The 26,891-nt window shown below is 72.1% G+C and carries 15 protein-coding genes; 11 read left to right on the forward strand and 4 right to left on the reverse strand.

Going from position 1 to position 26,891, the window contains the following annotated elements:
- Positions 1–138: 138 nt before the first annotated feature.
- Entirely contained in the window at positions 139–1,791 is a 1,653-nt protein-coding gene (locus tag WME75_RS11780; protein ID WP_437489925.1) for a 4-alpha-glucanotransferase, read from the reverse strand.
- A gap of 294 nt (positions 1,792–2,085) precedes the next feature.
- Here WME75_RS11780 and glgX point away from each other — a divergent pair, with 294 nt between their 5' ends.
- The 9 genes from glgX to WME75_RS11825 all read left to right on the forward strand — a co-directional run bounded on the left by glgX (position 2,086) and on the right by WME75_RS11825 (position 19,790).
- The gene (gene glgX, locus WME75_RS11785; RefSeq protein WP_437489926.1) at positions 2,086–4,434 is read left to right on the forward strand and encodes a glycogen debranching protein GlgX; all 2,349 of its coding nucleotides are present in this window, start codon (positions 2,086–2,088) and stop codon (positions 4,432–4,434) included.
- 572 nt (positions 4,435–5,006) lie between these two features.
- Complete coding sequence (gene treY, locus WME75_RS11790) at positions 5,007–8,192, forward strand: malto-oligosyltrehalose synthase (RefSeq protein ID WP_437489927.1); 3,186 nt, start codon at positions 5,007–5,009, stop codon at positions 8,190–8,192.
- 1 nt (position 8,193) lies between these two features.
- Positions 8,194–10,023: a malto-oligosyltrehalose trehalohydrolase gene (gene treZ, locus WME75_RS11795; protein WP_437489928.1), complete on the forward strand. Its 1,830-nt coding sequence runs from the start codon at positions 8,194–8,196 to the stop codon at positions 10,021–10,023.
- A gap of 34 nt (positions 10,024–10,057) precedes the next feature.
- Positions 10,058–10,858 carry a tRNA (N6-threonylcarbamoyladenosine(37)-N6)-methyltransferase TrmO gene (tsaA, locus tag WME75_RS11800; RefSeq protein WP_437489929.1) on the forward strand — a complete coding sequence of 267 codons (801 nt, stop codon included), beginning with the start codon at positions 10,058–10,060 and terminating at the stop codon, positions 10,856–10,858.
- A gap of 224 nt (positions 10,859–11,082) precedes the next feature.
- Positions 11,083–14,175: a hybrid sensor histidine kinase/response regulator gene (locus WME75_RS11805; protein WP_437489930.1), complete on the forward strand. Its 3,093-nt coding sequence runs from the start codon at positions 11,083–11,085 to the stop codon at positions 14,173–14,175.
- A 292-nt stretch (positions 14,176–14,467) separates the two neighbouring features.
- On the forward strand, positions 14,468–15,553 hold the full coding sequence (locus WME75_RS11810; RefSeq protein WP_437489931.1) for a polyprenyl synthetase family protein: 1,086 nt from the start codon (positions 14,468–14,470) through the stop codon (positions 15,551–15,553).
- Positions 15,554–15,793: 240 nt separating this feature from the next.
- Positions 15,794–18,898, forward strand: coding sequence for a cation-translocating P-type ATPase (locus tag WME75_RS11815; protein ID WP_437489932.1), 3,105 nt, complete (start codon positions 15,794–15,796; stop codon positions 18,896–18,898).
- The gene (locus WME75_RS11820) at positions 18,895–19,179 is read left to right on the forward strand and encodes a hypothetical protein (RefSeq protein WP_437489933.1); all 285 of its coding nucleotides are present in this window, start codon (positions 18,895–18,897) and stop codon (positions 19,177–19,179) included. The genes WME75_RS11815 and WME75_RS11820 overlap by 4 nt, the downstream gene beginning before the upstream one ends.
- Positions 19,176–19,790 carry an HMA2 domain-containing protein gene (locus WME75_RS11825; protein ID WP_437489934.1) on the forward strand — a complete coding sequence of 205 codons (615 nt, stop codon included), beginning with the start codon at positions 19,176–19,178 and terminating at the stop codon, positions 19,788–19,790. The genes WME75_RS11820 and WME75_RS11825 overlap by 4 nt, the downstream gene beginning before the upstream one ends.
- A 21-nt stretch (positions 19,791–19,811) precedes the next feature.
- Here WME75_RS11825 and WME75_RS11830 read toward each other — a convergent pair whose 3' ends face one another.
- A complete protein-coding gene (locus tag WME75_RS11830) occupies positions 19,812–20,099 on the reverse strand; it encodes a TMEM165/GDT1 family protein (RefSeq protein ID WP_437494793.1) in 288 nt (95 codons plus the stop codon).
- A 551-nt stretch (positions 20,100–20,650) separates the two neighbouring features.
- Between WME75_RS11830 and WME75_RS11835 the strand changes: the two genes are divergently transcribed.
- Both WME75_RS11835 and WME75_RS11840 read left to right on the forward strand, forming a co-directional pair.
- A complete protein-coding gene (locus tag WME75_RS11835; RefSeq protein ID WP_437489935.1) occupies positions 20,651–20,866 on the forward strand; it encodes a hypothetical protein in 216 nt (71 codons plus the stop codon).
- Entirely contained in the window at positions 20,863–21,981 is a 1,119-nt protein-coding gene (locus tag WME75_RS11840) for a collagen-like protein (RefSeq protein ID WP_437489936.1), read from the forward strand. Before WME75_RS11835 ends, WME75_RS11840 begins: the two co-directional genes overlap by 4 nt.
- Before the next feature lie 334 nt (positions 21,982–22,315).
- Here WME75_RS11840 and carB read toward each other — a convergent pair whose 3' ends face one another.
- Both carB and carA read right to left on the reverse strand, forming a co-directional pair.
- Positions 22,316–25,588, reverse strand: a complete 3,273-nt coding sequence (gene carB, locus WME75_RS11845) for a carbamoyl-phosphate synthase (glutamine-hydrolyzing) large subunit (protein WP_437489937.1) — start codon at positions 25,586–25,588, stop codon at positions 22,316–22,318.
- A gap of 3 nt (positions 25,589–25,591) precedes the next feature.
- Positions 25,592–26,758 (reverse strand): glutamine-hydrolyzing carbamoyl-phosphate synthase small subunit, encoded by a 1,167-nt coding sequence (gene carA, locus WME75_RS11850; RefSeq protein WP_437489938.1) that lies wholly within the window; start codon positions 26,756–26,758, stop codon positions 25,592–25,594.
- Positions 26,759–26,891: the final 133 nt, after the last annotated feature.

The raw sequence follows: 26,891 nt of genomic DNA on the forward strand, positions 1-26,891 counted from the left end.
AGCGAGTCAGTCTGCGTGGGCTCCCCAACCGCCCGCGCGCGGGGCGGACTGGGACTTACAGCGGGTCAATGGATTTGCAGCGATGCCGCACGTCGGCGAGGGCCGCGAGCGTCAGTTCCGGGCAGCTCGGCTCAGCGCTCAACCACGCCCGCTCGCCTGGATGCTCTCCCGCACCCGATCGAGCGCCGCCCGCACCTCGGGATCCTGATCCATCGCCGCCGGCGCCGCCGGCAACCGCAGCGACCAGTTCTCCGGCCCCACGGTCCCCGGTGTGTTGATCCGCTCGCGCGTCCCGAGCACGTCCTGCACGAGCAGCAGCACGAGCTCGCTCTTCGACCCGTGGATGAGGTCGAGCAGCGCGCGGTGCGTCTCCTTCGTGAACTCCCGCCCTAGCTCCTGCCGCCGCGGCGAGAGCTGCGGCAGATCGAGCACCCCAGCGCGCTCCCGGTCGTCCCGCGACTCCCACCACGCCACCACCGAGTCGGTGTCGTGCGTCCCGAAGCACGCGACCGAGAGCGCCGGATACTCCGCCGGATTGCGGAACGACACGTCGTCCTTCTCCCAGATCAGCACCTTGTAGCCCGGCACGCCGAGCTCGGTCAGCGACGCCCGGACCCACGGCGGCACCGCGCCGAGATCCTCCGCCACGAGCTGCGCCCCGGTCTCCGCCGCCCCCTCGATCATCGCCCGCACCACGCGCTCGCCGTGCTCGCGCTGCTCCGGCTCCTCCGCCGGATCGAACGTCGCCCTGGGCCGCTCGCCCCCCTGGCCCTGGCTCCCGCGCTCCGGGAAGATGTACGTCCGGTAGAAGCCGACCAGGTGATCGATCCGGAACCGGTCGCAGAGCAGCCCGGTGTAGCGGCAGCGCCGCCTCAGCCACGCGAAGTCGGTCTCGCGCATCCGGGCCCAGAAATACGGCGGAAGCCCCCAGTTTTGGCCCTCCGTGTCGAACTGGTCGGGCGGGGCGCCGACCGACCTGTCGTGCCGGAACTCGCCCTGATGCGCCCACACGTCGGCGCTGTCGCGCGCCACCATGAACGGGAGATCGCCCATGATCTCGACCCCCTTGTCCCGGAGATCCGCGCGCGCCGCCTCCCACTGCGCGTGCGCGAGCCACTGGACGTACTCGTAATAGAGGATGTCCCGCGCGCGCTCCTGCCGCAGCTTCTCGAGCGCCTCCGGCCTCCGCTCGCGGATCTCCTCGGGCCAGTCCCACCACGCGATGCCGTCGAAGCCGTCCTTGAACGCGCGGAACTGCGCGTAGTCGGGCAGCCAGTCCGACTGCCGCTTCACGAACGCGGCCAGCTCGGCCGCGCGCGGCGTCCGCTTCGCGTGGTGCTCCCGCTCGAACCTGTCGAAGGCGAAGCGCAGCGCCCGCCCCTTCACGCGGCGCACGAGATCATAGTCGACGCGCGCGCTCGTCCTCGCGCGATCGAGCGCCGCCATGTCGTCGCCGAGCGCCTCGCCGTGGAGCTCCGCCGGGAGCTCGGGCACGGCCGAGAGCGAGATGAACATCGGATCGATGCCGAACGCGGAGAGCGCCATGTACGGCGACGTCTCGCCGCCCGCCACCTCGCCGAGCGGCAAGAGCTGCACGAGGCGGAGCCCCGCGGCGCGCATCCACGCGGCGAACTCGGGGAGATCACCGATCTCGCCGATGCCCCACGAGCGATCGCTGCGCAGCGAGAAGAGCGGCACCGTCACGCCGGAGATGCGGCGGCGCGCGCCGGAGGGAGGTGGCGAGCTCGGGGACGAGCCCTGGGACTGATGTTCGGCAGAGGGGGAAGACATGGGCGTTTTTCGCTTGGCTCCAGGCGTTCGGGGCGGAGTCTATCCCGGGTCGCGCGCTTGGCGATGCTCCTTCTGCTCCGTCGAGCCGCCCCGCCGCCGCCGCGTCGTTGCCTTCCCGCGGGCGGCTCCGCGCCGGGCCGGGCAGCGCGGAAGGCGGCGCCCGACCGCGGCGAGCGGGCGCCGCCTGAGGGCTGCAGGGATCCGGGCCCCGGGAGCGAAAAATCGAGCCGCGGGCGCTTGTGTCTCGACAGCGGCGCCGATTTCGCGAATAGGGCGGCTCCACAGGTTTTTCCGATGACCAGACGCATATGGCCCGGCACGCCGACCCCCCTCGGCGCCGTTTATGACGGCGAGGGGGTCAACTTCACGCTGTTTTCTCAGTCCGCCACGAAGGTCGAGCTCTGCCTCTTCGAGGCCGTCGACGATGTCGTGGAGCGCGAGCGCATCGAGCTCCCCGAGCGAACGGCCCATGTTTTCCACGGGTACGTGCCGGGGCTCAAGCCCGGCCAGCTCTACGGCTACCGGGTGCACGGGCCCTACGACCCGCGCTCCGGGCACCGCTTCAACCCGGCGAAGCTCCTCGTCGATCCGTACGCGTACGCGCTCTCCAACGAGCCGAACTGGAAGGCGCCGCTCTACGCCTACGACCGCGGGGGGCCGCCCGAGGGCGGCGCCGGCCGGCCCAAGGAGGCGGCCCGCGACGGCGCGGCGGCCGAGAAGGGCGAGGGCGCACGCGCGGGAAGGACGACGGCGAGCGATCGCCGCGGCGCCGAGGCGCGCGGGAAGGAGTGCGCCTCCTCGCCGCCGCCCCCGCTCACGCCGCCGCCCCCGCTCGACGACCTCGAGATCTGCCACCGCGACAGCGCGGGGGGCGCGCCGAAATCGGTCGTCGTCGACCACCGCTTCGCGTGGGACGGGGACCGGCCGCCGGCGACGCGCTGGCAGGACACGATCATCTACGAGGTGCACGTCAAGGGGTTCACCCAGCGGCACCCCGGCGTCCCCGCGCACCTGCGCGGCAGCTACGCGGGGCTCGCCTCCGAGGCGGCGATCGCCCACTTCAAGAAGCTCGGCGTCACCGCGATCGAGCTGCTCCCCGTGCACGAGATGGCGAGCGAGCGCGAGATCTGGGAGCGCGGGCACATCAACTACTGGGGCTACAACACGCTCTCGTACTTCGCGCCCGCCGGCCGCTACTCGGCGAGCGGGCGGCTCGGCCAGCAGGTGACCGAGTTCAAGGCGATGGTGAAGGCGCTCCACGCCGCCGGCATCGAGGTGATCCTCGACGTCGTCTACAACCACACAGCGGAGGGCAACCACCTCGGCCCGACGCTCTCCCTGAAGGGGATCGACAACTGGAGCTACTACCGGCTCGTGCCGCACAACCCGCGCTACTACATGGACTTCACGGGCTGCGGGAACACGGTGAACACGCGCCATTACCAGACGCTCCAGCTGGTGATGGACAGCCTGCGGTACTGGGTGACCGAGATGCACGTCGACGGCTTCCGCTTCGACCTCGCGTCGGCGCTCGCCCGCGGCCACCACGACTTCGACCGGCTGAGCTCGTTCTTCGACATCATCCACCAGGACCCGGTCCTGTCGCGCACGAAGCTCATCGCCGAGCCGTGGGACGTGGGCGAGGGCGGCTATCAGGTCGCCAACTTCCCCGTCCTCTGGACGGAATGGAACGATCGCTACCGCGACTCGGTCCGCCGCTTCTGGAAGGGGGATCTGCTCGCGGCCGACCTCGGCTACCGGCTCACCGGGTCAAGCGATCTGTTCGCGTCGAGCGGGCGCCGGCCGTACGCGAGCGTCAACTTCGTGACGGCGCACGACGGCTTCACGCTGAACGATCTCGTATCGTACAACGAGAAGCACAACGAGGCAAACGGCGAGGGGAACCGGGACGGCACGAACAACAACCACAGCTACAACCACGGGGTCGAGGGCCCCTCGTGCGACCCGGCGGTCGTCGAGCTGCGCGAGCGCCAGAAGCGCAACCTCCTCGCGACGCTGCTCCTCTCGCAGGGCGTGCCGATGATCAACGCCGGCGACGAGATCGGCAAGACGCAGCTCGGCAACAACAACGCCTACTGCCAGGACAACGAGATGTCGTGGCACGACTGGGATCTCGACGAGCGGCGGAAGGAGCTCTTCGAGTTCACCTGCCGCCTCATCGCCCTCAGGCGCAGCCAGCCGGTGCTGCGCCGGCGGACGTTCTTCTCGGGCGGCTATGTGCACGGCAGCGGGCTGAAGGACGTCGTGTGGTTCCGCCCCGACGGCGCCGAGATGAACGCGGAGGACTGGACGCACCCGAACGCGAGGGCGATAGGCTATCTGCTCGGGGGCGACGCCATCTGGTCGATGGGCCCGCGCGGCGAGCCGATCGTGGGTGACACGCTGCTCGTGCTCATCAACGCGAACCATTCTCCGTTCGAGTTCGTGCTGCCCGCGATCGAGTTCGGCGAGCGGTGGGAGGTGCTCATCGACACCCGCACGGCCGGGGAGCCGGCGCGCACGGTGCCGGCGCGGGCAGGGGGAGAGCGCTACCTGCTCGTCGACAGGTCCGTGGCGGTGCTGCGGCTCCTGGAGCGGAAGGAGGAGAAGAAGAAGACCAAGCGGGTGAAGGCGCGGGCGTGACACCTCCCGTCGGCTCGCCGCCCCACGACGAACGCGCGGGGCTCCATCTCATGCGCTGACGCGCGTCTCGTCCGAACGCGCCGCCGCCGGCGCCTCGGCTCCCGCTCCGGTCGGCCCGACGCTCAGGACCGCGCAGCCTGCGGACGCGGCCTGTTTCGCGGACTCCAGGGCTCTGCGCCGTGCGTCTGAGCGCGCGACGAATCTCCGAGCGCTGGTCATCAATGGATCTCCTGATCCGGTTGGACGAAGGCTGTCTGTCTCGCTCCGCCCGCACGGGCGGCGCCACGGCGAACCTACGGAGGACCGCGTCGACGGCGCTCGCGCTGCCCGGGCGCCGCGCCGCCCTGTCCGAGCACGGTGTACCGGGCTCAGCAGAGGTCCGGGCGGCTCCGGGCGCACCTCTGCTGCCATTCCCTATGTGCCTCGGGTTCTCCCTTCGTCGGCCGGTCCAGATCGACAGGAGCTCGCGGCAATTATGACAGATCCTCCCTGCACGACGCTTCGTTCGAAGTAGATTCTGCCCCGGAGGCACTCGACGAATGACGGAAGCGCCGGACGATCGGAATCAAAAGGTGAGCAGCCAGCCAGACGGCGCAGCGCAGCAGGCGGCGCGGCTCGTCGCGGCGGCGTGCGAGGGCGTGGCGCCGCGGCTGCCGCGCGCCACGTACCGCGTGCAGCTCAACAAGGATTTCACCTTCGAGCAGGCGCGGCGCGTGGTCGCCTACCTCGACGCGCTCGGCGTCAGCGATCTCTACTCGTCGCCCTTCTTCAAGGCGCCTCCGGAGAGCCTGCACGGCTACGACCTCGTCGATCACAACGCGCTGAACCCCGCGATCGGCGGCCGCGACGACCTCGATCGGCTCACGGGCGAGCTCGCGGCGCACGGCATGGGCTTCCTCCTCGACTTCGTGCCCAACCACATGGGCGTCGGCACCTCCGACAACGCCTGGTGGAACGACGTGCTCCAGAACGGCCCGAGCTCGCTCTACGCGCCGTTCTTCGACATCGACTGGGCGCCGCTCAAGACGGAGCTCAAGCACAAGGTGCTGCTCCCTGTGCTCGGCGACCACTACGGGCGCGTGCTCGAGCGCGGCGAGCTCAAGATCGAGTTCGACAACGGCGCGTTCGTCCTCCGGTACTTCGATCACGTCTTCCCGGTGAACCCGCGGACGTACGGGATGATCATCGGGCCGCTCGTGCCCGGGCTCGTCGCCGCGCTCGGCGAGGAGAACGACGCGCTGCTCGAGCTGCAGAGCATCATCACAGGGCTCCGCAACATGCCGCCGCGGACCGAGACGCAGCGGGCCAAGGTGATCGAGCGGCGTCGGGAGAAGGAGATCCTCAGGCGGCGGCTCGCGGCCCTCGTCTCGGACTCGCCCGACGTCGCGTCGGCGGTGGCGGAGGGGGTCGCGCGCATCAACGGCAAGGTGGGCGATCCGCCGAGCTTCGACCTGATCGAGGCGCTGCTCGAGGAGCAGGCCTACCGGCTCAGCTACTGGCGCACCGCGGCCGAGGAGATCAACTACCGGCGGTTCTTCGACATCAACGAGCTCGCGGCGATCAGGATGGAGCACCGGCCGGTCTTCACCGAGGCGCACCGGCTCGTCTTCGAGCTCTGCGAGCGCGGACAGGTCACGGGGCTGCGCATCGACCACCCCGACGGCCTCTGGGACCCGATCGGCTACTTCGAGGACCTGCAGCGGGGCTACCTGATCGAGCGCTGCCGCCGCCGCTTCCTCGCCGAGGCCGAGGCCGAGGCCGAGGCCGAGCCGCGGAGCCGTGAGGACGCGCGCAGCCGCCCGCCGGCCGCCGCCCGCTTCGCCAAGCTGGAGCCGGCGATCCGCGCGGCCATCGACGAGCGCGCGGGCGCCGGGGGGGCGCACGCCCCGCGCGGCGCGTCGATCGCGCGGCCGATGTACGTCGTCGTCGAGAAGATCCTCGCCCGCGGCGAGACGCTGCCCGAGGCGTGGCCCGTCCACGGGACGAGCGGCTACGAGTTCACCGCGGCGGTGGGCGAGCTCTTCGTCGACTCCTCGAGCGAGGCGCCGATGAACGCGATCTACGAGCGGTTCATCGGCGATCACCTGGAGTTCGAGGCGCTCGTCTACGAGAAGAAGAAGGTGATCCTGCGGACGGCGCTGGCGAGCGAGCTCAACGTGCTCACGCACGCGCTGAACCGGCTCACCGAGCGCGACCGCCGCTTCCGCGACTTCACCCTGGGCTCGCTCAACGAGGCCCTGCGCGAGGTGATCGCGTGCTTCCCGGTGTACCGCACCTACGTCAACGAGCAGACGCCGACGATCTCGGACCACGACCGGGTCGCGATCGGCCGCGCCGTCGCCCTCGCGCGCCGGCGCAACCCGACGATGGAGGGCACGATCTTCACGTTCGTGCGCTCGGTCCTGATGCTCGATCCGGATCTCTTCCGCGAGGAGGACCGGCGCCACTTCTGCGAGTTCGTGATGAAGCTCCAGCAGCTCACCGGGCCGGTGATGGCGAAGGGGCTCGAGGACACGTCGTTCTACATCTACAACCGGCTCGTGTCGCTGAACGAGGTCGGCGGTGAGCCCGAGCGCTACGGCGCGAGCGTGCTCGCGTTCCACCGCGGCAACGTGCAGCGGCAGAAGACGTGGCCCGCCTCGATGCTCGCGACCTCGACGCACGACACGAAGCGGAGCGAGGACGTGCGCGCGCGGATCAGCGTGCTGTCGGAGATCCCGTCCGCCTGGGAGGAGGCGCTCCACCGCGCGGCCGCCGCGGCGGCGCCGCTCAAGGCCGAGATCGAGGGCCGCCTCGCGCCGGACAGCAACGAGGAGTACCTCTTCTACCAGACGCTCCTCGGGAGCCTGCCGATCGATCCGCTGCTCGGCGCTCCCGGAGGCCCGCGCGCGCCCGAGGGCGACGCGCTCTCGTCCTACGCGGACCGGCTCGTGGATTACATGCGCAAGGCCACGAAGGAGGCGAAGGTCAACACGTCCTGGATCGACGCGCAGCCCGAGTACGACGCCGCCGTCGAGGCGTTCGTGCGCAAGGCGATCTCGTCCGCGGACGTGGTGGGCGCGCTCCTGCCGCTCGCGCGCGTGGTCGCGTACCACGGCATGTGGGGCTCGCTCTCGCAGACGCTCCTGAAGCTCACGTCGCCGGGCGTGCCCGACATCTATCAGGGCAACGAGGTGTGGGACTTCAGCCTGGTCGACCCCGACAACCGCCGCGCGGTCGACTACCCGTCGCGCGAGGAGGCGCTCGCCGAGATCCGCGCGCGGTGGAACGGCGGCAACGTCACGCTCGCGCGCGAGCTCTGCGCCGCGGCGCGCGACGGCCGCATCAAGCTCTTCGTCACGCACGTCGCGCTCGAGCTGCGCCGGCGGCACCCGGCGCTCTTCGGGGCCGGCGGGGACTACGCCCCGCGCGCCGTGATCGGCGACCGCGAGACGCACGTCGTCGCCTTCGCGCGCCGCGGCCAGCAGGACGGGCGCTCGCTCGTCGTGGTGGCGCCCCGGTTCAGCGCGCGGCTGCTCGGCGGCGCCTGCTCCCCGCCGACGGGGAAGGCGTGGGCGGGGACGTTCGTCGACGTGGAGCCCGGCCTCTACACGGATCTCTTCACCGGCGCCGAGATCGAGGCGTCGCCGTCCGGTGCCTCGCCGCGCGACGCGGCCGCGACGTCCGAGCCGAGGGACGGCGCGGTGCTCCCGCTCGACCGCGTGCTCTCCGATTTTCCCGTCGCCTTGCTGCTGCGGGCGACCCAGCGAGGTCAGTGACATGAAGGCGATTCGCACGATGGGCGCATGGATCGAGGGCGACGCGGTCCGCTTCCGCGTCTGGGCGCCCGACCACGATCGGATCGAGATCGTCCTCTACGGCAAGGGCGGCGAGGAGATCACGGGCACGCTGCCCGCGACCCCCACCGGCGGCGGCATCTTCGAGGCGACGGCGCCGGGCCTCGGGGCCGGCGCGCTCTACAAGGTGCGGATCGACGGCGAGGGGCCTTTCCCGGACCCCTACGCGCGCGCGCAGCCGTTCGGCGTGCACGGCCCGTCGGCGGTCGACGACCCCTCGTTCGCGTGGACCGACGCGGGATGGAAGGGCGTCGCGCTCGAGGACCTCGTCCTCTACGAGGTGCACGTCGGCACGGCGACCCCGGAGGGCACGTTCGACGCGCTCATCGAGCGGCTCGCCGACCTCCGGGAGCTCGGGATCACCGCGCTCGAGCTCATGCCGGTCGCGAGCTTCCCGGGCGAGCGCGGGTGGGGGTACGACGGGGTCGACCTCTTCGCCCCGGCCGCGGCCTACGGCGGCCCGGAGGGCCTCCGCCGCCTGGTCGACGCGGCGCACGCCGCGGGGCTCGGGGTGATCCTCGACTGCGTCTACAACCACTTCGGCCCCGACGGGAACTACCTCCGCGCCTACACGAAGCGCTACTTCACCGATCGCCACAAGACGCCCTGGGGCGACGCGGTGAACTACGACGGCGAGGGCGCCGAGCAGGTGCGCGCGCTCGCGATCACGAACGCCGAGATGTGGATCCGCGACTACCACATCGACGGCCTCCGCCTGGACGCGACGCACGCGATCGTCGACGACACCGAGCCCCACATCCTCCGCGAGATCGCCGAGCGCGCGCGGGCGGCCGGCGAGGGGCGCCACATCGTGGTGATCGCCGAGGACAGCCTGAACGACACGCGCCTCGTGAAGCCCGTCGAGCAGGGCGGGTACGGCCTCGACGGCGTGTGGGCCGACGACTTCCACCACGAGCTCCGCGTCCTCTTCGCCGGCGACCGCGACGGCTACTTCGAGGATCACCGGGGCACGGCCGAGGACCTCGCCGCGACGATCCGCAAGGGGTGGCTCTACGAGGGGCAGGTCTCGAAGCACGCGGGCAAGCCGCGGGGGACGCCCGCCGAGCCGGTGCCGCCGCCGCGGTTCGTGCACTGCATCCAGAACCACGATCAGATCGGCAACCGCGCGCTCGGCGATCGGCTCGGGGACAAGGTGAGCCCGGCGGCCTTCCGGACGAAGTCGGCGCTGCTCCTGCTCACGCCGTACACGCCGCTCCTGTTCATGGGCCAGGAGTGGAACGCGCGGACGCCGTTCCAGTACTTCACCGACCACAACGCCGAGCTCGGCCGGCTCGTGACCGAGGGCCGCCGGCGCGAGTTCCAGTACTTCTCCTCGTTCGGCGGCGCGGAGGTGCCGGACCCGCAGGATCCGCGGACGTTCCAGCGCTCGAAGCTCGACTGGAGCGAGCGGCAGCGGCCGGAGCACGCCGGCGTGCTCGCCTGGTACCGCGAGCTCCTCGGCCTCCGCGCGTCGCACCCGGCGCTGCGGGGCCGCGCGCGCGACGCCTTCTCGGCCGAGGCGCTCTCCCCGGACGCCGTCCGGATCGAGCGCCGCGGCGGCGAGATCGCCGTGATCGCGCTTGTCGCGCTCCGCGGCGCGCTCGCCCTGGACCTCGGCCGCCCGGAGGCGCGGGTGCTCGCGTTCAGCGAGGAGCCGCGGTTCGGCGGCGCGGCGCAGCGGGCCCCGATCGAGCGCGGCCGGGTGGCGTTCGAGGGCCCGGCGGTCCTGATCGTCGAGGTGCCGCTCCCGTGACGGAGGCGACGGCGATCCCATGGATTCCGGCGCGATGCTGACGTCTGTCACGTTCACGCCGATCGGCGTGGTGCGCACCCCGTTCCCCGACCGGGTGAGCGCGCCGCGACAGCCGCACGCCGCGGCCGGGGCGGAGGGGACGATCGAGCTCGTGCCCGGCCGCGACCTGGACCACGCGCTCTGCGACATCGAGGGGTGGGACTACCTCTGGGTGGTCTTCTGGTTCCACCTCAACGAGGGCTGGCGCCCCAAGGTCCTGCCGCCTCGGAGCGCCGGCAAGCGGCGCGGCGTGCTGTCGACGCGCTCGCCGCACCGCCCGAACCCGATCGGCCTCAGCGTGGTCAAGCTCCTCGCGGTGGACGGCCTCACGTTGCGCGTGAGCGGCGTGGACATGATCGATGGCACGCCGGTGCTCGATCTGAAGCCGTACGTGCCGTACGCGGACGCCTACCCGCACGCGCGCACCGGCTGGGTCGCGCCGCTCGCTCCGGCCGAGGCGCCGGCGGATCCGGAGCCGGGCTTCGAGGTGGTCTGGGGCGAGCGGGCGGCCGAGCAGGCCGCCTGGCTCGATGCGGCGCACGGGGTCGCGCTGCGGGAGCGGGTGGACCGGGTGCTCGCGCTCGGCCCGCAGCCGCACCCTTACCGGCGGATCCGCGCCGACGGGGACGCGATGCGGCTCGCCGTGACCTCGTGGCGGGTGCGGTTCAGGTCCGAGGGGCGGCGGATCGAGGTGCTGTCGGTGGCGACCGGCTACCGCGAGCAGGAGCTCTGGAGCGGAGATGCGCCCGAGCTCGCCGCGCACCGGCAATTCGTGGAGCGGTTCGGACGCGGCTAGGGCTCGCGCTCTTCTCGCCAGGGTCGCCGGGCCTGCCTGGCATGCCGAGGACTCCACCTCGGCGGTCCATCCCCCGGCCCTTGCGAAACGAGCTGAGCGCAGCCAAAGCGTCCACAACGTTTCATCGGCGACGCCGGGCGGAGTCGATCGACTCGAACCGAATGGGCGTGATCTCAACAAAGTATGTTCGCAGTGCCAGGCCGTGTGGAGCCGAGCCGCGCGGGATGGATCCGCAGTTCCGTCTGCTCGCCGAGAGCATCCCGCAGCTGGTATGGGCCGCCGGCAGCGACGGCTCGTGCGACTATGTCAACGGCCGTTTTCGCGAGTACACCGGCCTGACGGCGGAGCAGGCGACCTGCCTCGGGCTGGCCGCCGTCCTCCATCCGAAGGATGCGGCGCGCTGCACCGCCGCATGGAGGTCGGCCATCGAGCGGGGCGCGACGCTCGAGCTGGAGGTCCGCGTGCGGCGGCATGACGGCGCCTATCGCTGGTTCCTCGCTCGATCAGAGCCCATGGAGGGCATCGGCGGCGGGGGGACCCGCTGGCTCGGCACGGCCACCGACATCGACGAGCCGGCGCGAGGGGAGGGGGCGCCGCGCCGGCAGATCGAGGGCGAGCCGCACCTGAAGGTGGCCGTCGTGGATCAGGTCGGCGAGGCGCGCCTGCGCGAGAGCGAGGAGCGGTTGCGGCTGGCCCTCACGGGCGGCCAGCTCGGCGTCTGGGAGTGGGATGTGCCGAGCGGACACCTCTTCTGGTCGCGCGAAGCGCTCGAGTGCGCGGGCATCCACGAGGCGCAGTTCGACGGCACCGTGGACGATTTCACGCGGATGCTGCACCCCGACGACAGGGCCGGGGTCTGGGCGCACGTCGAGAGCGCGCTGCGCGGCGAGACGGACTACTCCGTCGAGCACCGCGTCCTGCACCCCGACGGGCAGGTGCGCTGGGTCCACAGCCGAGCGCTGGTGGAGCGGGACCGCGACGGGCGCCCGCTGCGGATGGCGGGCGTGGTCGGCGACATCACCGGCCGGAAGCTCGCCGAGCTGAGCCTCCGGGAGAGCGAGACGCGCTTCCGCAACATGGCCGATCAGTCGCCCGTCATGGTCTGGGTCACCGGCCCCGACGGGCGCGCCACGTACGGGAACCGGTGGTGGTCCGAGTTCTCGGGCCAGACCGAGGCGACATGCCTCGGCTTTGGCTGGCTCGACGCGATCCACCCCGAGGACCGTCCGGCGACGATGGCGGCCTTCCGGCGGGCCGAGGCGCGGCGCGAGCCCTTCCGGCTGGATTACCGCCTGCGTCGGCACGACGGCGTGTTCCGCTGGTGCATCGCCTCGGGCTCGCCGCGGCTCGGCCCGGACGGCGAGTTCCTCGGCTACGTCGGCTCGGTCATCGACATCACCGAGCGCAAGGATGCAGAGCTCCTGCTGCAGGAGAGCGAGGAGCGATTCCGCCGCGCCGTGATGGCGATCCCGTTCCCCATCATGATTCACGCCGACGACGGCCAGGTCGTCTGCGTCAACCGCGCGTGGACGGACATCGCCGGCTACGCCAGCCGGGAGATCCCCACCGTCGAGGAGTGGCTCGCCAGGGCGCATCCGGCGCAGAAGGACGCCATCCTCTCGAGGATCAAGGCCCTGTACGCGCTGGAGGGCGCCACAAGCGGCGAGCTCGAGGCCGCGATCACCACGGCGAACGGCGAGCAACGCACGTGGCTGTTCCGCGGGGCTCCGCTGGGAAAGGACGCGGCGGGCAGGCGGCTCGTCATCAGCGTCGCCCACGACATCACCGTGAGGAAGCAGGTCAGCGACACGCTCCGGGAGAGCGAGGCGAAATTCCGGTCGCTCGCCGACGCCATGCCGCAGGTCGCCTGGACGGCGCGCCCGGACGGCAGCGTCGATTACTACAACCGCAGGTGGTACGAGATCTGCGGTGTGAAGGAGGGCGAGGCGACCGGCGACAGCTGGGTCTCCTTCGTGCATCCGGACGATCGCCAGCTGTGCACGGACAGCTGGTGTCGTTCCGTCCTGTCCGGCGAGCCGCTCCAGATCGAATACCGCTTCTGGGTCCTCGGTGCCCGTGAGCACCGCTGGTACCTGGGCCGCGCGGTGCCCGTGCGTGGGGCTTCGGGCGAGATCGAGAAGTGGTATGGCACGTGTACGGATATCCACGATCAGAAGTGCGCCGAGGCGACGCTGAAGGAGGCGGACCAGCGCAAGGACGGGTTCCTGGCGATGCTCGCCCACGAGCTGCGCAACCCGCTCGGGCCCCTCCGCAATGCCGCCGAGCTCCTGCGGCGGTCCGGGCCCCAGCAGCCGTCGAAGACGTGGGCGTGCGGCGTGCTCGATCGGCAGGTCTCGCACATGGCCCGGCTGGTGGACGATCTCCTCGACGTCTCGCGCGTGGCCCGCGGCCGGATCGAGCTGCGCAAGCAGCGCTGCGACCTGACGCAGCTGCTCCGGCAGACCGCCGAGGACTACCGCAGCACGCTGGAGGCGAGCGGCCTCGGGCTCTCGCTGGAGATCCCGGCCGTGCCGCTGTGGGTCCACGGCGACCCGACCCGGCTGTCGCAGGCCATCGGCAACGTGCTGCACAACGCGAACAAGTTCACCGACGCCGGCGGCCGGGTGACGGTCACCCTGTCGGCGGCGTCCGAGAGCTCCGCCGCGATCCGCGTCCGCGACACCGGCATCGGCATGGATGCGGCGATGCTGGCGCGCGTCTTCGAGCCGTTCAGCCAGGCCGAGCGCAGCCTGGACCGCAGCCGGGGCGGGCTCGGGCTGGGCCTCGCGCTGGTCAAGGGGCTCGTCGAGCTGCACGGCGGCGCGGTCTCGGCCGAGAGCGCGGGCATCGGCCATGGCGCCGAGATGGTCCTCCGCCTGCCGCTGGAGCGCGGGAGCGCGCCGTCGGCCGTGAACGCCGCGCCGGCGTCGGACATCGTGGCGCGATCGCTGCGCATCCTGATCATCGAGGACAACGTGGACGCCGCGGAGACCTTGCAAGCGCTGCTCGCCATGGAGGGCCATCAGGTCGAGGTGGCCCTGTCCGGGCCTGCCGGCGTCGAGGCGGCCCGCTCGTTCTTGCCGGAGGTCATCCTGTGCGACATCGGTCTTCCCGGCGGGATGGATGGCTACGGCGTGGCGCGCGCTTTGAAGGGAAATCCAGGCCCGTCCCCCTCGCTCATGATCGCGCTGACCGGCTATGGCCGGGAGGAAGATCGGCGCCGGGCCCAGGAAGCCGGCTTCTCCATGCACCTCATCAAGCCGATCGAGCCGAGCGCTCTGCAGACCCTCCTCGCTTCCATCGCGGCGCGGGGGTGAGGCGCCGGGCGCGGGGCTTGCCGGCGCTCGGCGGCCTCGGCGCCTTCACGCCGGAGGCGTGAGGGGGCCGCTTCGACGATCGATCATCAGGCGGTCCACCCACCGTCGAACACGAACGCGGACGCCTGTCCGATCCCCGAGCTCGCGCCCGGGATGGCGATGATCTTGTCTTCAAGCAAGCGTGCAGTCATGGGACCCTGCTGTGCGCGCGTCGTCATCGGAACGCAAGCGGTGCGCCGCGCGAGGCGGGCGCGGCTCCGTGTCACCCGGTCTGCCAGATAGCAATGAATCCATGAGCGAGCCGCGGTCGAGCCCTCCTCCTGCAACCCACCAGCGCGACGAAGATCCCGACGGGGAGCGACAGGTGAACGGCCCCACGCGGGGAGATGCGTCGCGCGCGCCGCCCCTGACCCGTGCCTTGCAGCGGGCGCTCGGCGCGCTCCCCGCGGCGCTGCCCGAGGAGCTGTGGGGCGAGGCGCTGGTCGGGCCGGCGCGGGGCTTCTTGCAGCGCCCCGGCAAGGACTTCCGCGCCCGGCTCGTGGCGCTCTGCTGGGCGCTCGGCGGCGGCGACGCCGCGCGGATGCCCGACGAGCTGCCGCTGCTCGTGGAGATCCTCCACGCCGGCTCGCTGATCGTCGACGACGTTCAGGACGACTCCGCCGCGCGGCGCGGTGCGCCGGCGCTCCACCGCGTGTGCGGGGTGCCGCTCGCCATCAACACGGGCAACTGGATGTACTTCTGGGCGTTCGACCTGCTCGGCCGCACGCGCCTCGGCGCCGCGACCCGGCTCGCGCTCTACCGCCGCCTAGGCCGCACCCTCATGCGCTGCCACGAGGGGCAGGCGCTCGACCTCACCGTGCGCGTCGCGGTGCTGGAGCAGCCGCTCGTGCCCCGGGTGGTGGCGACCATCACGCGCCTGAAGACGGGCAGCCTGATGAGCTTATGCGGCTACCTCGGGGCCCGCGCTGCGGGCGCGAGGGAGCTGCTCGCGCGGCGCATCGCGCGGTGCTGCCGCGAGATCGGCGTGGGCCTGCAGATGCTTGACGACCTCGGCGGCATCACCTCCGCGGCCCGCGCCGAGAAGGGGCTCGAGGACCTGCGCCACCGCCGCGCGACCTGGCCCTGGGCGTGGCTCGCCGAGAGCGCCGATCCCGCGACCTTCTCCGACGCGCAGCAGCGGCTCGCCCTGGCCGCGGACGAGCGCGCCCTCCGGAGCGTCGCCGGGATGCTCCGCGAGCGGGTCGAGGCGACCGGCCGGATCCGCGTCGCGGGTCACGTCGGCGGCGCCCTGGCCGGGCTCCGGGCCGCGGTCGGGGGCGCGCCGGCGGTGGTCGAGATCGAGCGCGAGATCGAGCAGCTCAAGCGGAGCTTCGGCTGAAGCCGCGCGCGGCCCGCGCGCCGCCGCGCCGGCCCGGCCGGGTGATGTGGCCGGCTCGCACACCGGCGCTGGCTCGACCTTTGAAGAGGTCTCGAGCCCAGCGCGGGGAGGATCATGGGGCGTTCGGGCACGGGCTGGATCGGTTTTACCGGCGCGGGCAGGGGACGCTGCGGCGGCAGCGCGCGGCGGCTCCGCCGCTCGCCTGGGCGCGATCTGCACGGGCGCGCCGGGATCGCGCGGGTGCGCGCCGAGGTGGGCGGCCTCTTCGGGGATCCTGCGCGCGCCGCGCGCATCGAGCGCGACCTCGCCGCGATCCCCGGCGTCGTGTCCGCGCGGGCGAGCGCGCGGACCGGGCGGGTGCTCGTGCTCTTGCGGGAAGACGCGGCCGAGGCGTCCGCCACCGCGCTCGCCGCCCACGCCGTCGCCGGCGCCCCGCCGCCGCCGTCCGCGCGCCGCGCCGCGCTGGCCGTGGCCGAGGGGGTGAGCTCGCTCGTCCGCGGGGCGTACCGCCGCGTGCGCCGCGAGGGCGCGCCGGCCGAACGCGGTCGTCGCAGCGGGCGCGCGCCGGCCGAGCGAGACGGACGCGCGCCGGCCGAGCGAGACGGCGAGGGCGCCGCCGCCCCCCACCGGGCCCACGCCGAGGACGTGAGCGAGGTCGCCCGCGCGCTCGGCGTCGACCTGACCGCGGGGCTCGGCGCCGACGAGGCCCAGCGCCGTCTCCGCGACGTCGGTCCGAACGAGCTCGCGGGCGTCGCGACCCGCTCGTCGATCGAGATCCTCGCTGAGCAGATTTTTACAGTGCCCACCGCGCTGCTCCTCGGCGCGGCGGGCCTGTCGCTCGCGCTTGGCGATGTGGTCGACGCGGGCGCCGTCCTCCTCGTCGTCGGCGCGAACGCGGTGATCGGCACGTACACCGAGTCGCGCGCCGAGGAGCTCCTGCACGCCTGGGGCGACCTCAGGGTCGGGTGGGCGCGCGTCGTGCGCGACGGGCGCGAGCAGCGGCTCGCCGCGTCGGAGATCGTGCCGGGCGACGTGCTCGCGCTGCGCGCCGACGAGCCGGTCGCGGCGGACGCGCGCGTCGTTGCCTCGCGCGACCTCACCGTCGACGAGAGCACGCTGACGGGCGAGAGCGAGCCCGTCGAGAAGGGCCCCGCGAAGGTCGACGCCGGCGCGCCGCTCGCCGAGCGCCGGGGCATGGTGTACGCGGGCACCACGGTCGCCTCGGGCGAGGGGGCGGCGGTGGTCGTCGCGACGGGCCGACGGACCGCGCTCGGGGACATCCAGCGGGCGCTCTCCCGCGAGGGCGAGCGCACCCCGCCGATCGAGCAGGAGCTCGCCTGGATCGGCCGGCGCCTCGCGGCCTTCGCGCTCGCGAGCTCCTCGGCGGTGGTGGTCGTCGGCCTCGCGCGGCGTCGGCCGCTCCGCGCGCTCGCGCGGAGCGCCGTCGCCCTCGGCGTCGCGGCCATCCCCGAGGGGTTCCCCGCCGTGGGCACCACCGCGCTCGCGCTCGCGAGCCGCCGCCTGCGCGGTCGCGGGATCGTCATCCGCCGCCTCGCCGCGGCAGAGACGCTCGGCGCGGTGAGCGTCGTCTGCGCCGACAAGACGGGCACGCTCACCGAGAACCGCATGCGGGTCGCCGAGATCTTCCTCCCCGGCGAGGGCGTCCTGCGGGTCGCCCGCGCCGCGCGCGACGAGCGCGGCGGCGGCGGCGGCGAGCGCGGCGACGGCGCGGGGTCGCCGCGCGGGCTCACGCTCGTCGGCGAGGACGGGCGCGAGGTCGCCGTGAGCGCCCCGTGCGTGCACGCGCTCGCGCGCATCGCCGCGCTCAACGCCGACGTCGAGCTGAGCGACGTCGGCAAGGTCGTCCACGGCAGCGGCACCGAGCGCGCGCTCGTCGAGTTCGCGCTCGCGGCCGGCTACCCTGTGTCGTCGCGGCGCCTCGCTGCGCGGCGCGTGAGCGAGGAGCGCCGCTCGGCCGAGCGCGCGTTCATGGTGACGGTCCACGACCACCCGGAGCTCGGGCACATCGAGCTCGTGAAGGGCGCGCCCGAGCAGGTCGTCGCGCGCTGCGACGCCCCGCGCGGCGCCGGCCGCGACGAGGTGCTCCGGCACAACGACGCGATGGCCTCGCGCGGCCTGCGCGTGCTCGCCCTCGCGTGGCGGCGGAACGGCCGGCCGGACAACGACGCCCCGCTCGAGCTCGCTGGCCTCATCGGGCTCCGCGACCCGGCGCGCGCCGGCGCGCGGGAGGCGCTCGCGACCCTCTCCGACGCGGGCATCCGCACCCTGATGCTCACGGGCGACCAGGAGCGGACCGCGCGCGCGATCGGCGTCGAGCTCGGCATCCCGGCCGACGCCGTGCACAGCCGGGTCACGCCCGAGGCCAAGCTCGACATCGTGCGCGCGCTCCAGCAGCGCGGCGAGATCGTGGCCATGACGGGCGACGGCGTGAACGACGGCCCCGCGCTCAAGGCGGCGGACGTCGGCGTGGCCATGGGCAAGCGCGGCACGGACATCGCGCGGGCGGTGGCCGACGTGGTCCTCGCCGAGGACGACCTGCCGAGCCTCACCGAGGCGGTCTGCGAGGGGCGCCGGCTGCACGACAACGTCCGCCGCGCGATCGCGTACTTCGTCGCCACGAACGCGAGCGAGGTCCTCGCGATGCTGGCCGGCGCCCTGGCGGGCGTCTCGCCGCTCACGCCCCTGCAGCTCCTCTGGATCAACCTGCTCACCGACGTCGCGCCCGCGCTCGCGCTCGCGCTGGAGCCGGCCGAGCCCGGCGTCATGCGCCGCCCCCCGCGCGACCCTGCAGCGCCGCTGCTCGGCCCGCGCGACCTCCGCGCGCTGGGCCTCGACGCGGCCTTGATGTCCGGGGCGTCGCTCGCTGCCTACGCGCTCGGCGGCCGCGCCGCTGCGGGGTCGAGGGCGTTCACCGCGCTCGTGACCGCGCAGCTGCTCCACATGCTCGCCTGCCGCGCCGGCGCCGCGGAGGGGGCTCCGGGGCCCCTGCCGCGCCGGGAGAACCCGCACGTGGCGCGCGCGCTTGCCGCGACCTCCGCGCTCCAGGCGCTCGCGCTCGGCTCCCGCACCCTCGGCCGCCTGCTCGGGGCGCCGCGCCTCCGCCCTGGCGAGCTCGCGCTCGCCGTGACCGCGGGCGCGCTGCCCTCGCTGCTCCGCGGTTCTCTCGGGCGCGCTGCGGGCGCCGGCCGCGAGATCGTGATCGTCAACCCGGTCAATGCCGTCGACAGCGTCAACGTCGACAACACCGTCAACGTCGGGCGCGCGGACGAGGACGTGAGCGCCGCGCGCGCCGCCTGTCCGCGCAAGGGGAATACTGCATCATGAGGTTTCATCCACCGTCGTTCGCCCTGGGGGTCGGCAGCGCCGTCCTCCTGATGGGCAAGAAGCAGCATCTCCGGCCGGTGGTCGTCGAGATCGCGGCGCTCGGGCTTCACCTGGGCAGGCTGGGCCTCGCCTTGGTCGAGCGCCAGCGGGAGCACGCCGAGGATCTCTGGGCCGAGGTCGCGGAGCGCGTCCGGCACAAGGCCGGGGGTGCCGTGCGCGGCGAGCGCGCGGCGCGCAGGAGCAACGGTGCCTCCGTGCTCCACGGCGAGCCGTCGTCATGAGGCCGCCGGTGCTCGTCGCCCACGTCCTGGAGCGGCGCGTCCGCCTGCGCGCGCCGGCGCTGGCGGGCCATCGGCGCGCGTGCGAGGGGGTCGCGTCGCAGCTCGCGGCCGATCCTGGCTGCGAGGTCGTGACGGTCCGTCCGGCCACGGGCTCGGTGATCGTCGAGCGCCTCGAGGGTGGTCTCGATCCGGAGCGCCTCCGCGCCCGGCTCGCCGAGCTGGTCGGCGAGGCGCGCTCCGACGACGGCCACCTGCTCGTCGCGCCGCGGCCCGAGGGCCACCCTGGCCCGACGCGCGTCGCGCGCGCCGTCGCGCACGCCTTCGTCGGGATCAACGCGGATGTGCGCGAGGCCATGGACTACCGCGCGGATCTCGGCACGCTCTTGCCGGTCTTCTTCGCGACGGCGGGCCTCGCCGAGGTCGGCGTGACGCGCCGGCTGCCTGCGCCGGCCTGGTTCAACCTGCTCTGGTGGTCGCTCCGGTGGTTCATGACGTTCAACCAGGGGGCGGTCTCGGAGGAGCTGCGCACCGCCGCCGGCGGGGCGCCCTGCCCTCCGGCCGGCGCGGGCGACCGGCCCGGCGGCGCGGACCCGCCCCATGGCGAGCTGTAGCGGCGCGGATCGCGCTGCGGGCTATCCCGCGGCCGGGCGGATCGCGCCGACCAGGTAGATGCCGCCCATCACGATGAGCAGGGCGCCGGCGAGCCCTTGAGTCCAGCGCGGGTTGATGCGCGAGTTGACCGCCTCGGCCAGCGCGACGGCGATCAGCGTGCTAAGCACCAGGGCGGCGGACGCGCCGACGAACACCGATATGCGGCTCTTGCCGGCGGCGCCGAGCGTGAAGACCGCGATCTGCGTCTTGTCGCCGAGCTCGGCCAGGAACACCGTCCAGAAGGTCGCCAGAAGGACTTTCAGATCCATGGCCAAGGTAAAGCATGCTCCCTCCGCGGAGTCTCCTCCGTCGGACAGCGCCGGAGCGCAGCCGGCGGACTGAGCGGTGCGCCGGCTGAGCGGTGCGCGGGGTGGGCGGGCTCTCGGCTGGACCGGCTGCGCGGCGCAAACACGGAGGAGCGGAAACGAAGGAGCGAGAGCATTCCGCCGGAGAGCGAATGTTTCTCGTAGCGCACCTCGCTTCGGACATCTTCTTGCGACGTGAGCGTTTCGGCGCGTTGTCGTGCTCGCGGTGCCTCCGTCGACCCCGACGTAAAGCGGCGATGTCTCACGATGGTTCTGGATTCGATTGAACCTTGGTGGCCTCGCGCGTACCCTGCTGTTCCGGATCGTAAGCCCCGGAAGCAGAGGGGAACACGTTGATGGCGCGATGGCAATTTCCTGTGCGGTTTGGCCTGCTTATTGCATCGCTCGCCGTGTCTCCGGGCTGCAGCTGCGGCAGCGATGATGTGACGGTGACCGGGCCTGGGTCTGGCGGCGGGGGGTTTGGGGGCGCCGGGGGTGCGGGAGCTGGCCCGCAGGTGGCTTCGAACGGCGGGGGCGGGGAGGGGGGGACCGAGGTCGCGGACCGGGGCGTCGCTGCGAGCGATGTGGTCAGCGCGGGCAAGGTCGTGAGCAGTCCGAGCTACCGCATGGTCTTCACGCTCGGTCAGCCGACGCAGAATCAGGGAAAGACGACCTCGCCGAGCTACCGCATGCAGGGCGGGCTGGTGGGGGCGAACGGGAGCTTGCCATGAACGGGATGGGACGGCGTGTCCTCGCGATCTGTGTCCTTCTCGCCGCCTCGGTCTGCGTCGTGCGCGGCGCGTCCGCCGCGGTGCCGACGCAGATCACGCACCAGGGTCGGCTCTTCACCGCGAACGGAGAGCCGGTGAATGACGCGCTCCTGGTGACGTTCGCCGTCTACGCCGCCGAGGCGCCCGAGGACGACGATTCGCCGCTCTGGAGCGAGACGATCTCGATCTCGTTCGATGACGGCTATTTCTCCACGGTGCTCGATTTCACCGAGGAGCAGGCCACGAAGGTCTTCGACGGCTCGGTCCGTTACCTCGGGATCACGGTCGCGAACGATCGGGAGATGGAGCCTCGCACGTCGATCGGGAGCGTTCCGTACGCGATGGTCGCGAACAATGCTGTTGGTGAGATCACGCCGAAGCTGGTGAAGATCGGCGACAAGGTCATCATCGACGAGAACGGCAACTGGGTCGGCAGCCCGAGCGGGATCGCGGGGCCGCCGGGGCCTCCTGGGTCCCAGGGTCCAGCGGGTCTGCCTGGCGAGATGGGTCCTCAGGGGACTCAGGGGCCGCCGGGCCCTCCTGGGCCTGATGGGCCGATGGGCCCGGCGGGTCTACCTGGCGAGAAGGGTCCTGAGGGCCCCCAGGGGCCTCGCGGGCCGGAGGGCCCGCAGGGGCCGGTCGGCCCGTCGGGTGTGCTCGCGACGTTCGCGATTGCGGGCAACGTTGCCCCCTCTTTCGATGGCGGCAGCGCCGCGTATGTCTTCGTCGGTCCTCCGGGGTCGGTGACCATCACCGGCAGGCAGCGTGTGACCGGATCGGCCTCTGCGATCCTCGGGCTGGGGTCGTCCAGCGCTCCGTTCGTCGCCCCGGTCGGCCTCTGCTACCAGCGGAGTGACGGCACCGGCGAGATCGTCAACTTCCTCGGAAACAGCTTTGCGTTCCACTATTTCACGCCGACCCCCACGACCTACTCTGTCTCTGGCACGACCGTGCCGCCCGAGGGTTCGTGGAATATCGGCATGTGCCTCCGCAATGAGGGAACCACGATCCTTGGATCGCGCTCGACGACCGCCGGCAGCATGGTGAACGGCTGGTTCATCGTCACGAACGACTGAGGGCGAGTCCCTCGCGCTCGACCTTGAGTCGACGACAACGATAGGATCGAGGCGCCTCAGAACCAGCCGTATCGAGGAGCTGCAGAGTGGTGAGCCCGAGGCGCCTCGGAGCCAGCCGTCTCGAGGAGCTCCAGAGACGGTAGGCCCGGCGAGCCCCTGTTCGTCGCGCGGCGCGGGGAGGGCCGATGTCTGAGCCCCGATTGCCATCGATCATCCGGCGGAGCCCGATGACCGATGGCTCAGGCGAGTCCGGCGGGGCCCCCGCGCCGCGCGACGAACAGGGGCTCCCCGGGCCGGGCAGCTCGGCAAGGCTTCCCGTGCCGAGAGTTGCCCGTCAGCGCAGCGCCACCGGGCTCCGCGCGATGTACTCGTCGTAGGCGAGCGTCCGCAGATCCTTGATGTCCTTCGCGCGCATCGCCCCGATGACCGCGCGCGCGAGCTGGAGATCCGTGATGAGCGGAATGTTCGCGTCGACCGCCCGCCGCCGGATCAGGTACCCGTCCGGGCGCCCGAGCTGGTCGTACTCGCGGGGGATGTTGATCACGAGATCCACCTTCCCCTGCTCGATCGCGCTCATCGCCGTCTCCCCGTCGTCCGGCTTCTTCGCGAGGCTCGTGCACGCGAGCCCGAGCGCCCGGAGCGCCTCGGCCGTGCCCGGCGTCGCGAAGATGGGGAGCTTCAGGTGCTCGGCGATGACGCGCGCCTCGTCCGCGAACCAGTACTTGTCCTCGAGCGGGCCGAGCGACAGCAAGACGCCCTTCTTGGGGAACCGGAAGCCGGTCGCGAGCAGCGCGTGCAGGAGCGCCTCGTGCATGTCGTCCCCGAAGCAGCCGACCTCGCCGGTGCTCGCCATCTCCACGCCGAGCATCGGATCGGCCCCCACGAGGCGCGAGAACGAGAACATCGGCGCCTTCACGGCGACGTAATCGAGATCGAGCCCGCGGTTCTCTACCGGCTGCGCCACGCCGAGCATCCGGCGCATCGCCTCGCGGACGAAGTTGTTCCCCGTCACCTTGGACACGAACGGGAAGCTCCGCGACGCGCGCAGGTTGCACTCGATGACCTTCACCGTGTTGTGCTTGGCCAGGAACTGCATGTTGAACGGCCCGGTGATCGAGAGCGCCCGCGCCACCTGCTGGGCGATCTGCTTGATCCTGCGGATCGTCGCGATGTAGAGCGACTGCGGGGGCAGCACGAGCGTCGCGTCGCCGCTGTGGACGCCGGCGTTCTCGACGTGCTCGCTGATCGCCCAGAGGACGAGCTCCCCCCGGTCGGCGACCGCGTCGATCTCCACCTCGCGGGCGTGGGTCTCGAACTTCGAGACCACCACGGGGTAGATGGGCGAGACGGCCTTGGCCCGGGCGAGGATGCGATCGAGCTCGTTGGGCTCGTGCGCCACGCTCATGGCCGCGCCGCTCAGCACGTAGCTCGGGCGCACGAGGACGGGGAAGCCGCCGAGCTTCTTCACGATCTCGCCCGCCTCGGCCGCGTCGACGACGTGGGCCCAGAGCGGCTGATCGATCTCCAGCCGGTCGAGCAGATCGCTGAACTTCTTCCGGTTCTCGGCGGTGTCGATGCTCCCCGGGCTCGTGCCGAGGATGCGCGCCCCCGCCTCGTGCAGCCGGAGCGCCAGGTTGTTCGGGACCTGCCCGCCCATGCTGACCACGATGCCGTACGGCTGCTCCCGCTCGTAGATGTCGAGCACCGTCTCGAAGCTGATCTCGTCGAAGACCAGCTTGTCGCACGTGTCGTAGTCGGTGCTGACCGTCTCCGGGTTGTAGTTCAGCATCATGGTCTCGTAGCCGAGCTCCGAGGCCGCGCGGATCGCGTTGACGCAGCACCAGTCGAACTCGACGCTCGATCCGATGCGGTAGGCGCCGGAGCCGAGCACCATGATCTTCTTCCGCCAGGACGGCGTGACGTCCGTGGCCGACGCGTGATAGCTCGAATAGAGGTAGTTCGTCTCGGCGGGGAACTCGGCCGCGAGCGTGTCGATCTGGGCGAGGTGCGGCACGACCCCGTGCCGCTTCCTGAGCTCCCGGATCGAGCCGCGCGCCGCGCCCGTCAGCGTGCCGATCATCCGGTCGCTGAAGCCGAGCTGCTTCGCCTCCCGCAGGATCGTCTCGTCGATCGCGGGCTCCTGCACGGGCGCGGCCCTGTCGACCTGCGCCGGGACGGCGACCTTGAGCGCCCTGAGGTCCCTGTGCATCCGCACGACGGGCTCGATCTGGTGCAGGAACCACCGGTCGATCTTGGTGAGATCGTGGATGTCGTCGACCGACATCCCCTCCTGCAGCGCGCGGGCGACCGCGAAGATCCGGAGCGGGGTCGCGTTCTGCAGCTCGTCGCGGAGGTCCGTGAAGGTGAACGCCTCGGGGTCGAGCCCCTTCACCCCGATGTCGAGCATCCGGAGCGCCTTCTGGATGACCTCGGGGAACGTCCTGCCGATGGCCATGACCTCGCCGACGCTCTTCATCTCGCTGCCGATCCGCATCGAGGCGCCGCGGAACTTGCCGAGATCCCAGCGCGGGGCCTTGCAGACGAGGTAATCGAGCGCCGGCTCGAAGAACGCCGTCGTCCTGCGGGTGATCGCGTTGGCGATCTCCGGCATCGTGTAGCCGATGGCGATCTTCGCGGCGACATAGGCGAGCGGGTAGCCCGTCGCCTTGCTGGCGAGGGCGCTCGACCGGGACAGGCGCGCGTTCACCTCGATGACCCGGTAATCGGTGCTGTGCGGGTCGAGCGCATACTGGATGTTGCACTCGCCCACGATCCCGAGGTGGCGGATCGTCTTCAGCGCGACCGAGCGGAGGAGCTGGTACTCCTCGTCGTTCAGCGTCTGCGACGGGGCGACGACGATCGACTCCCCGGTATGGATCCCCATCGGATCGAGGTTCTCCATGTTGCAGACGGTGATGCAGTTGTCGCGTCCGTCGCGGACGACCTCGTACTCGATCTCCTTCCAGCCGCGGAGGCACTCCTCGACGAGCACCTGGGGCACGCCGCCGGCGAAGCCGCGCCGCACGGCTTCGTCGAGGTCACGCTCGCTCTCGACGATGCCGCTGCCCTTGCCGCCGAGCGCGTAGCCGCCGCGGAGCATCACCGGGAACCCGATCTCGCGCGCCGCGGCCGCGGCCTCGGCCGGCGTGCGGCAGGCGCGGCTCCGGGCCGTCTTCACGCCGATCTCGTCGAGGCGCTCGATGAAGAGCCGCCGGTCCTCGGTGTCGCGGATGGACTTGATCGGCGTGCCGAGCACCCGCACGCCGTACTTGTCGAGGATCCCGGTGTCGTGGAGCTCGAGCCCGCAGTTGAGCGCCGTCTGTCCGCCGAAGGAGAGGGCGATCGCGTCGACCTCCTCCTTGACGATGATCCGCTCGACGAACTCCGGGGTGACCGCGCAGAGGTGGATGCGGTCGGCGAGCCCCTCGCTCGTCTGGATGGTGGCGATGTTGGGGTTCACGAGGACGGTGGCGATCCCCTCTTCCTTGAGGGCCTTGATCGCCTGCGACCCCGAGTAGTCGAACTCGCCGGCCTGACCGATCTGGAGCGCGCCGGAGCCGAGCACCAGGACGCGCCGGGGTTTCTTGGGGAGATAGGCGCCGTACATGGCTCAGCTCTTTCCTGCGGTGGGGGTGGGGCGGGGATCCGCGCCGGCGGCCCCTGCGGCTTTGAATCGCGCGTCGGCGGACCCCTTCATCGCGCCGCAGAGGCGCAGGAAGTCGTCGAACAGGTAGCCCGCGTCCTCTGGCCCGGGCGTCGCCTCGGGGTGGAACTGGACGCTGAAGAAGGGGCGCAGCCGCGAGCGGATGCCCTCGTTCGTGCCGTCGTTGATGTTGACGAACCAGGGCTCCCACTCGGCGGGGAGCGACTCGTGCTTCACCGCGTACCCGTGGTTCTGGCTCGTGACGTAACAGCGGCGGCTCAGGAGGTCCTGCACCGGCTGGTTCACGCCGCGGTGGCCGTACGGCAGCTTGTAGGTGTCCCCGCCGGCGGCCAGCGCCAGGATCTGGTTGCCGAGGCAGATGCCGAAGATCGGCTTCGTGTACGTGCCGAGCAGGCCGCGCACCGCGGCGACCAGCTGGCCGAGGTCCTTCGGGTCGCCGGGGCCGTTGCCGATGAGGATGCCGTCGGCGCTCTCGGCGAGCTCGGCGATGGGCGCGTGGTAGGGGGCCCGCACGACGGTGACCCCGCGCTGGAGGAGCGAGCGGACGATGTTGTCCTTCGCGCCCGCGTCGATGAGGAGCACCTTCATGGGGCCGCCCTCGTACGTGATCGGCTCGCGGGGCGACACGAGGCGGAACACGTCCTCGCGCATGTCCACCGCCTCGGCCGAGCGCTTCACCCGCTCCAGGTCCATCTCGGCCGGGAACAGCCAGCCCTTCATGGTGCCGGCCTCCCGCAGCCGCCGCGTCAGCGTGCGCGTGTCGATCCCCGTGATCGCCGGGATGCCCTCGCTCGCGAGCCAGGCGCCGAGGGAGCGGACCGCGGCATGGTGGCTGTAGCGCTCCATGTAGCTCTGGACCACGAGCCCCTGCAGCTGGATGCGGTCGGCCTCGTAGGGCCCGTCGACGCTGCCTGCCTGCCGCGGCGCGGGCACGCCGTAGTTGCCCACGAGCGGGTACGTCATCGTGAGGATCTGGCCTCTGTACGAGGGATCCGTGAGCGTCTCGACGTACCCCGTCATGCCGGTGTTGAAGACGACCTCGCCGCTCACCGCGCGCGGGGCGCCGAAGCACCGGCCCGTCATGGTCGTGCCGTCTTCGAGTACGAGCTTCATCCGATTCGCATCCATCCTCTTTGACCGCCTGGGCCGCCGCGGTGCGGACCCTTACGCAGGAGGGGCCGCGAGCGCGTGCCGCGCCGTGGGCCCATGGGGTACCAGGTCCGCGCGCGTTCGGCGCGGCGGGCCG

The organism is Sorangium sp. So ce1014 (assembly GCF_051521505.1).
Lineage (GTDB): Bacteria > Myxococcota_A > Polyangia > Polyangiales > Polyangiaceae > Sorangium.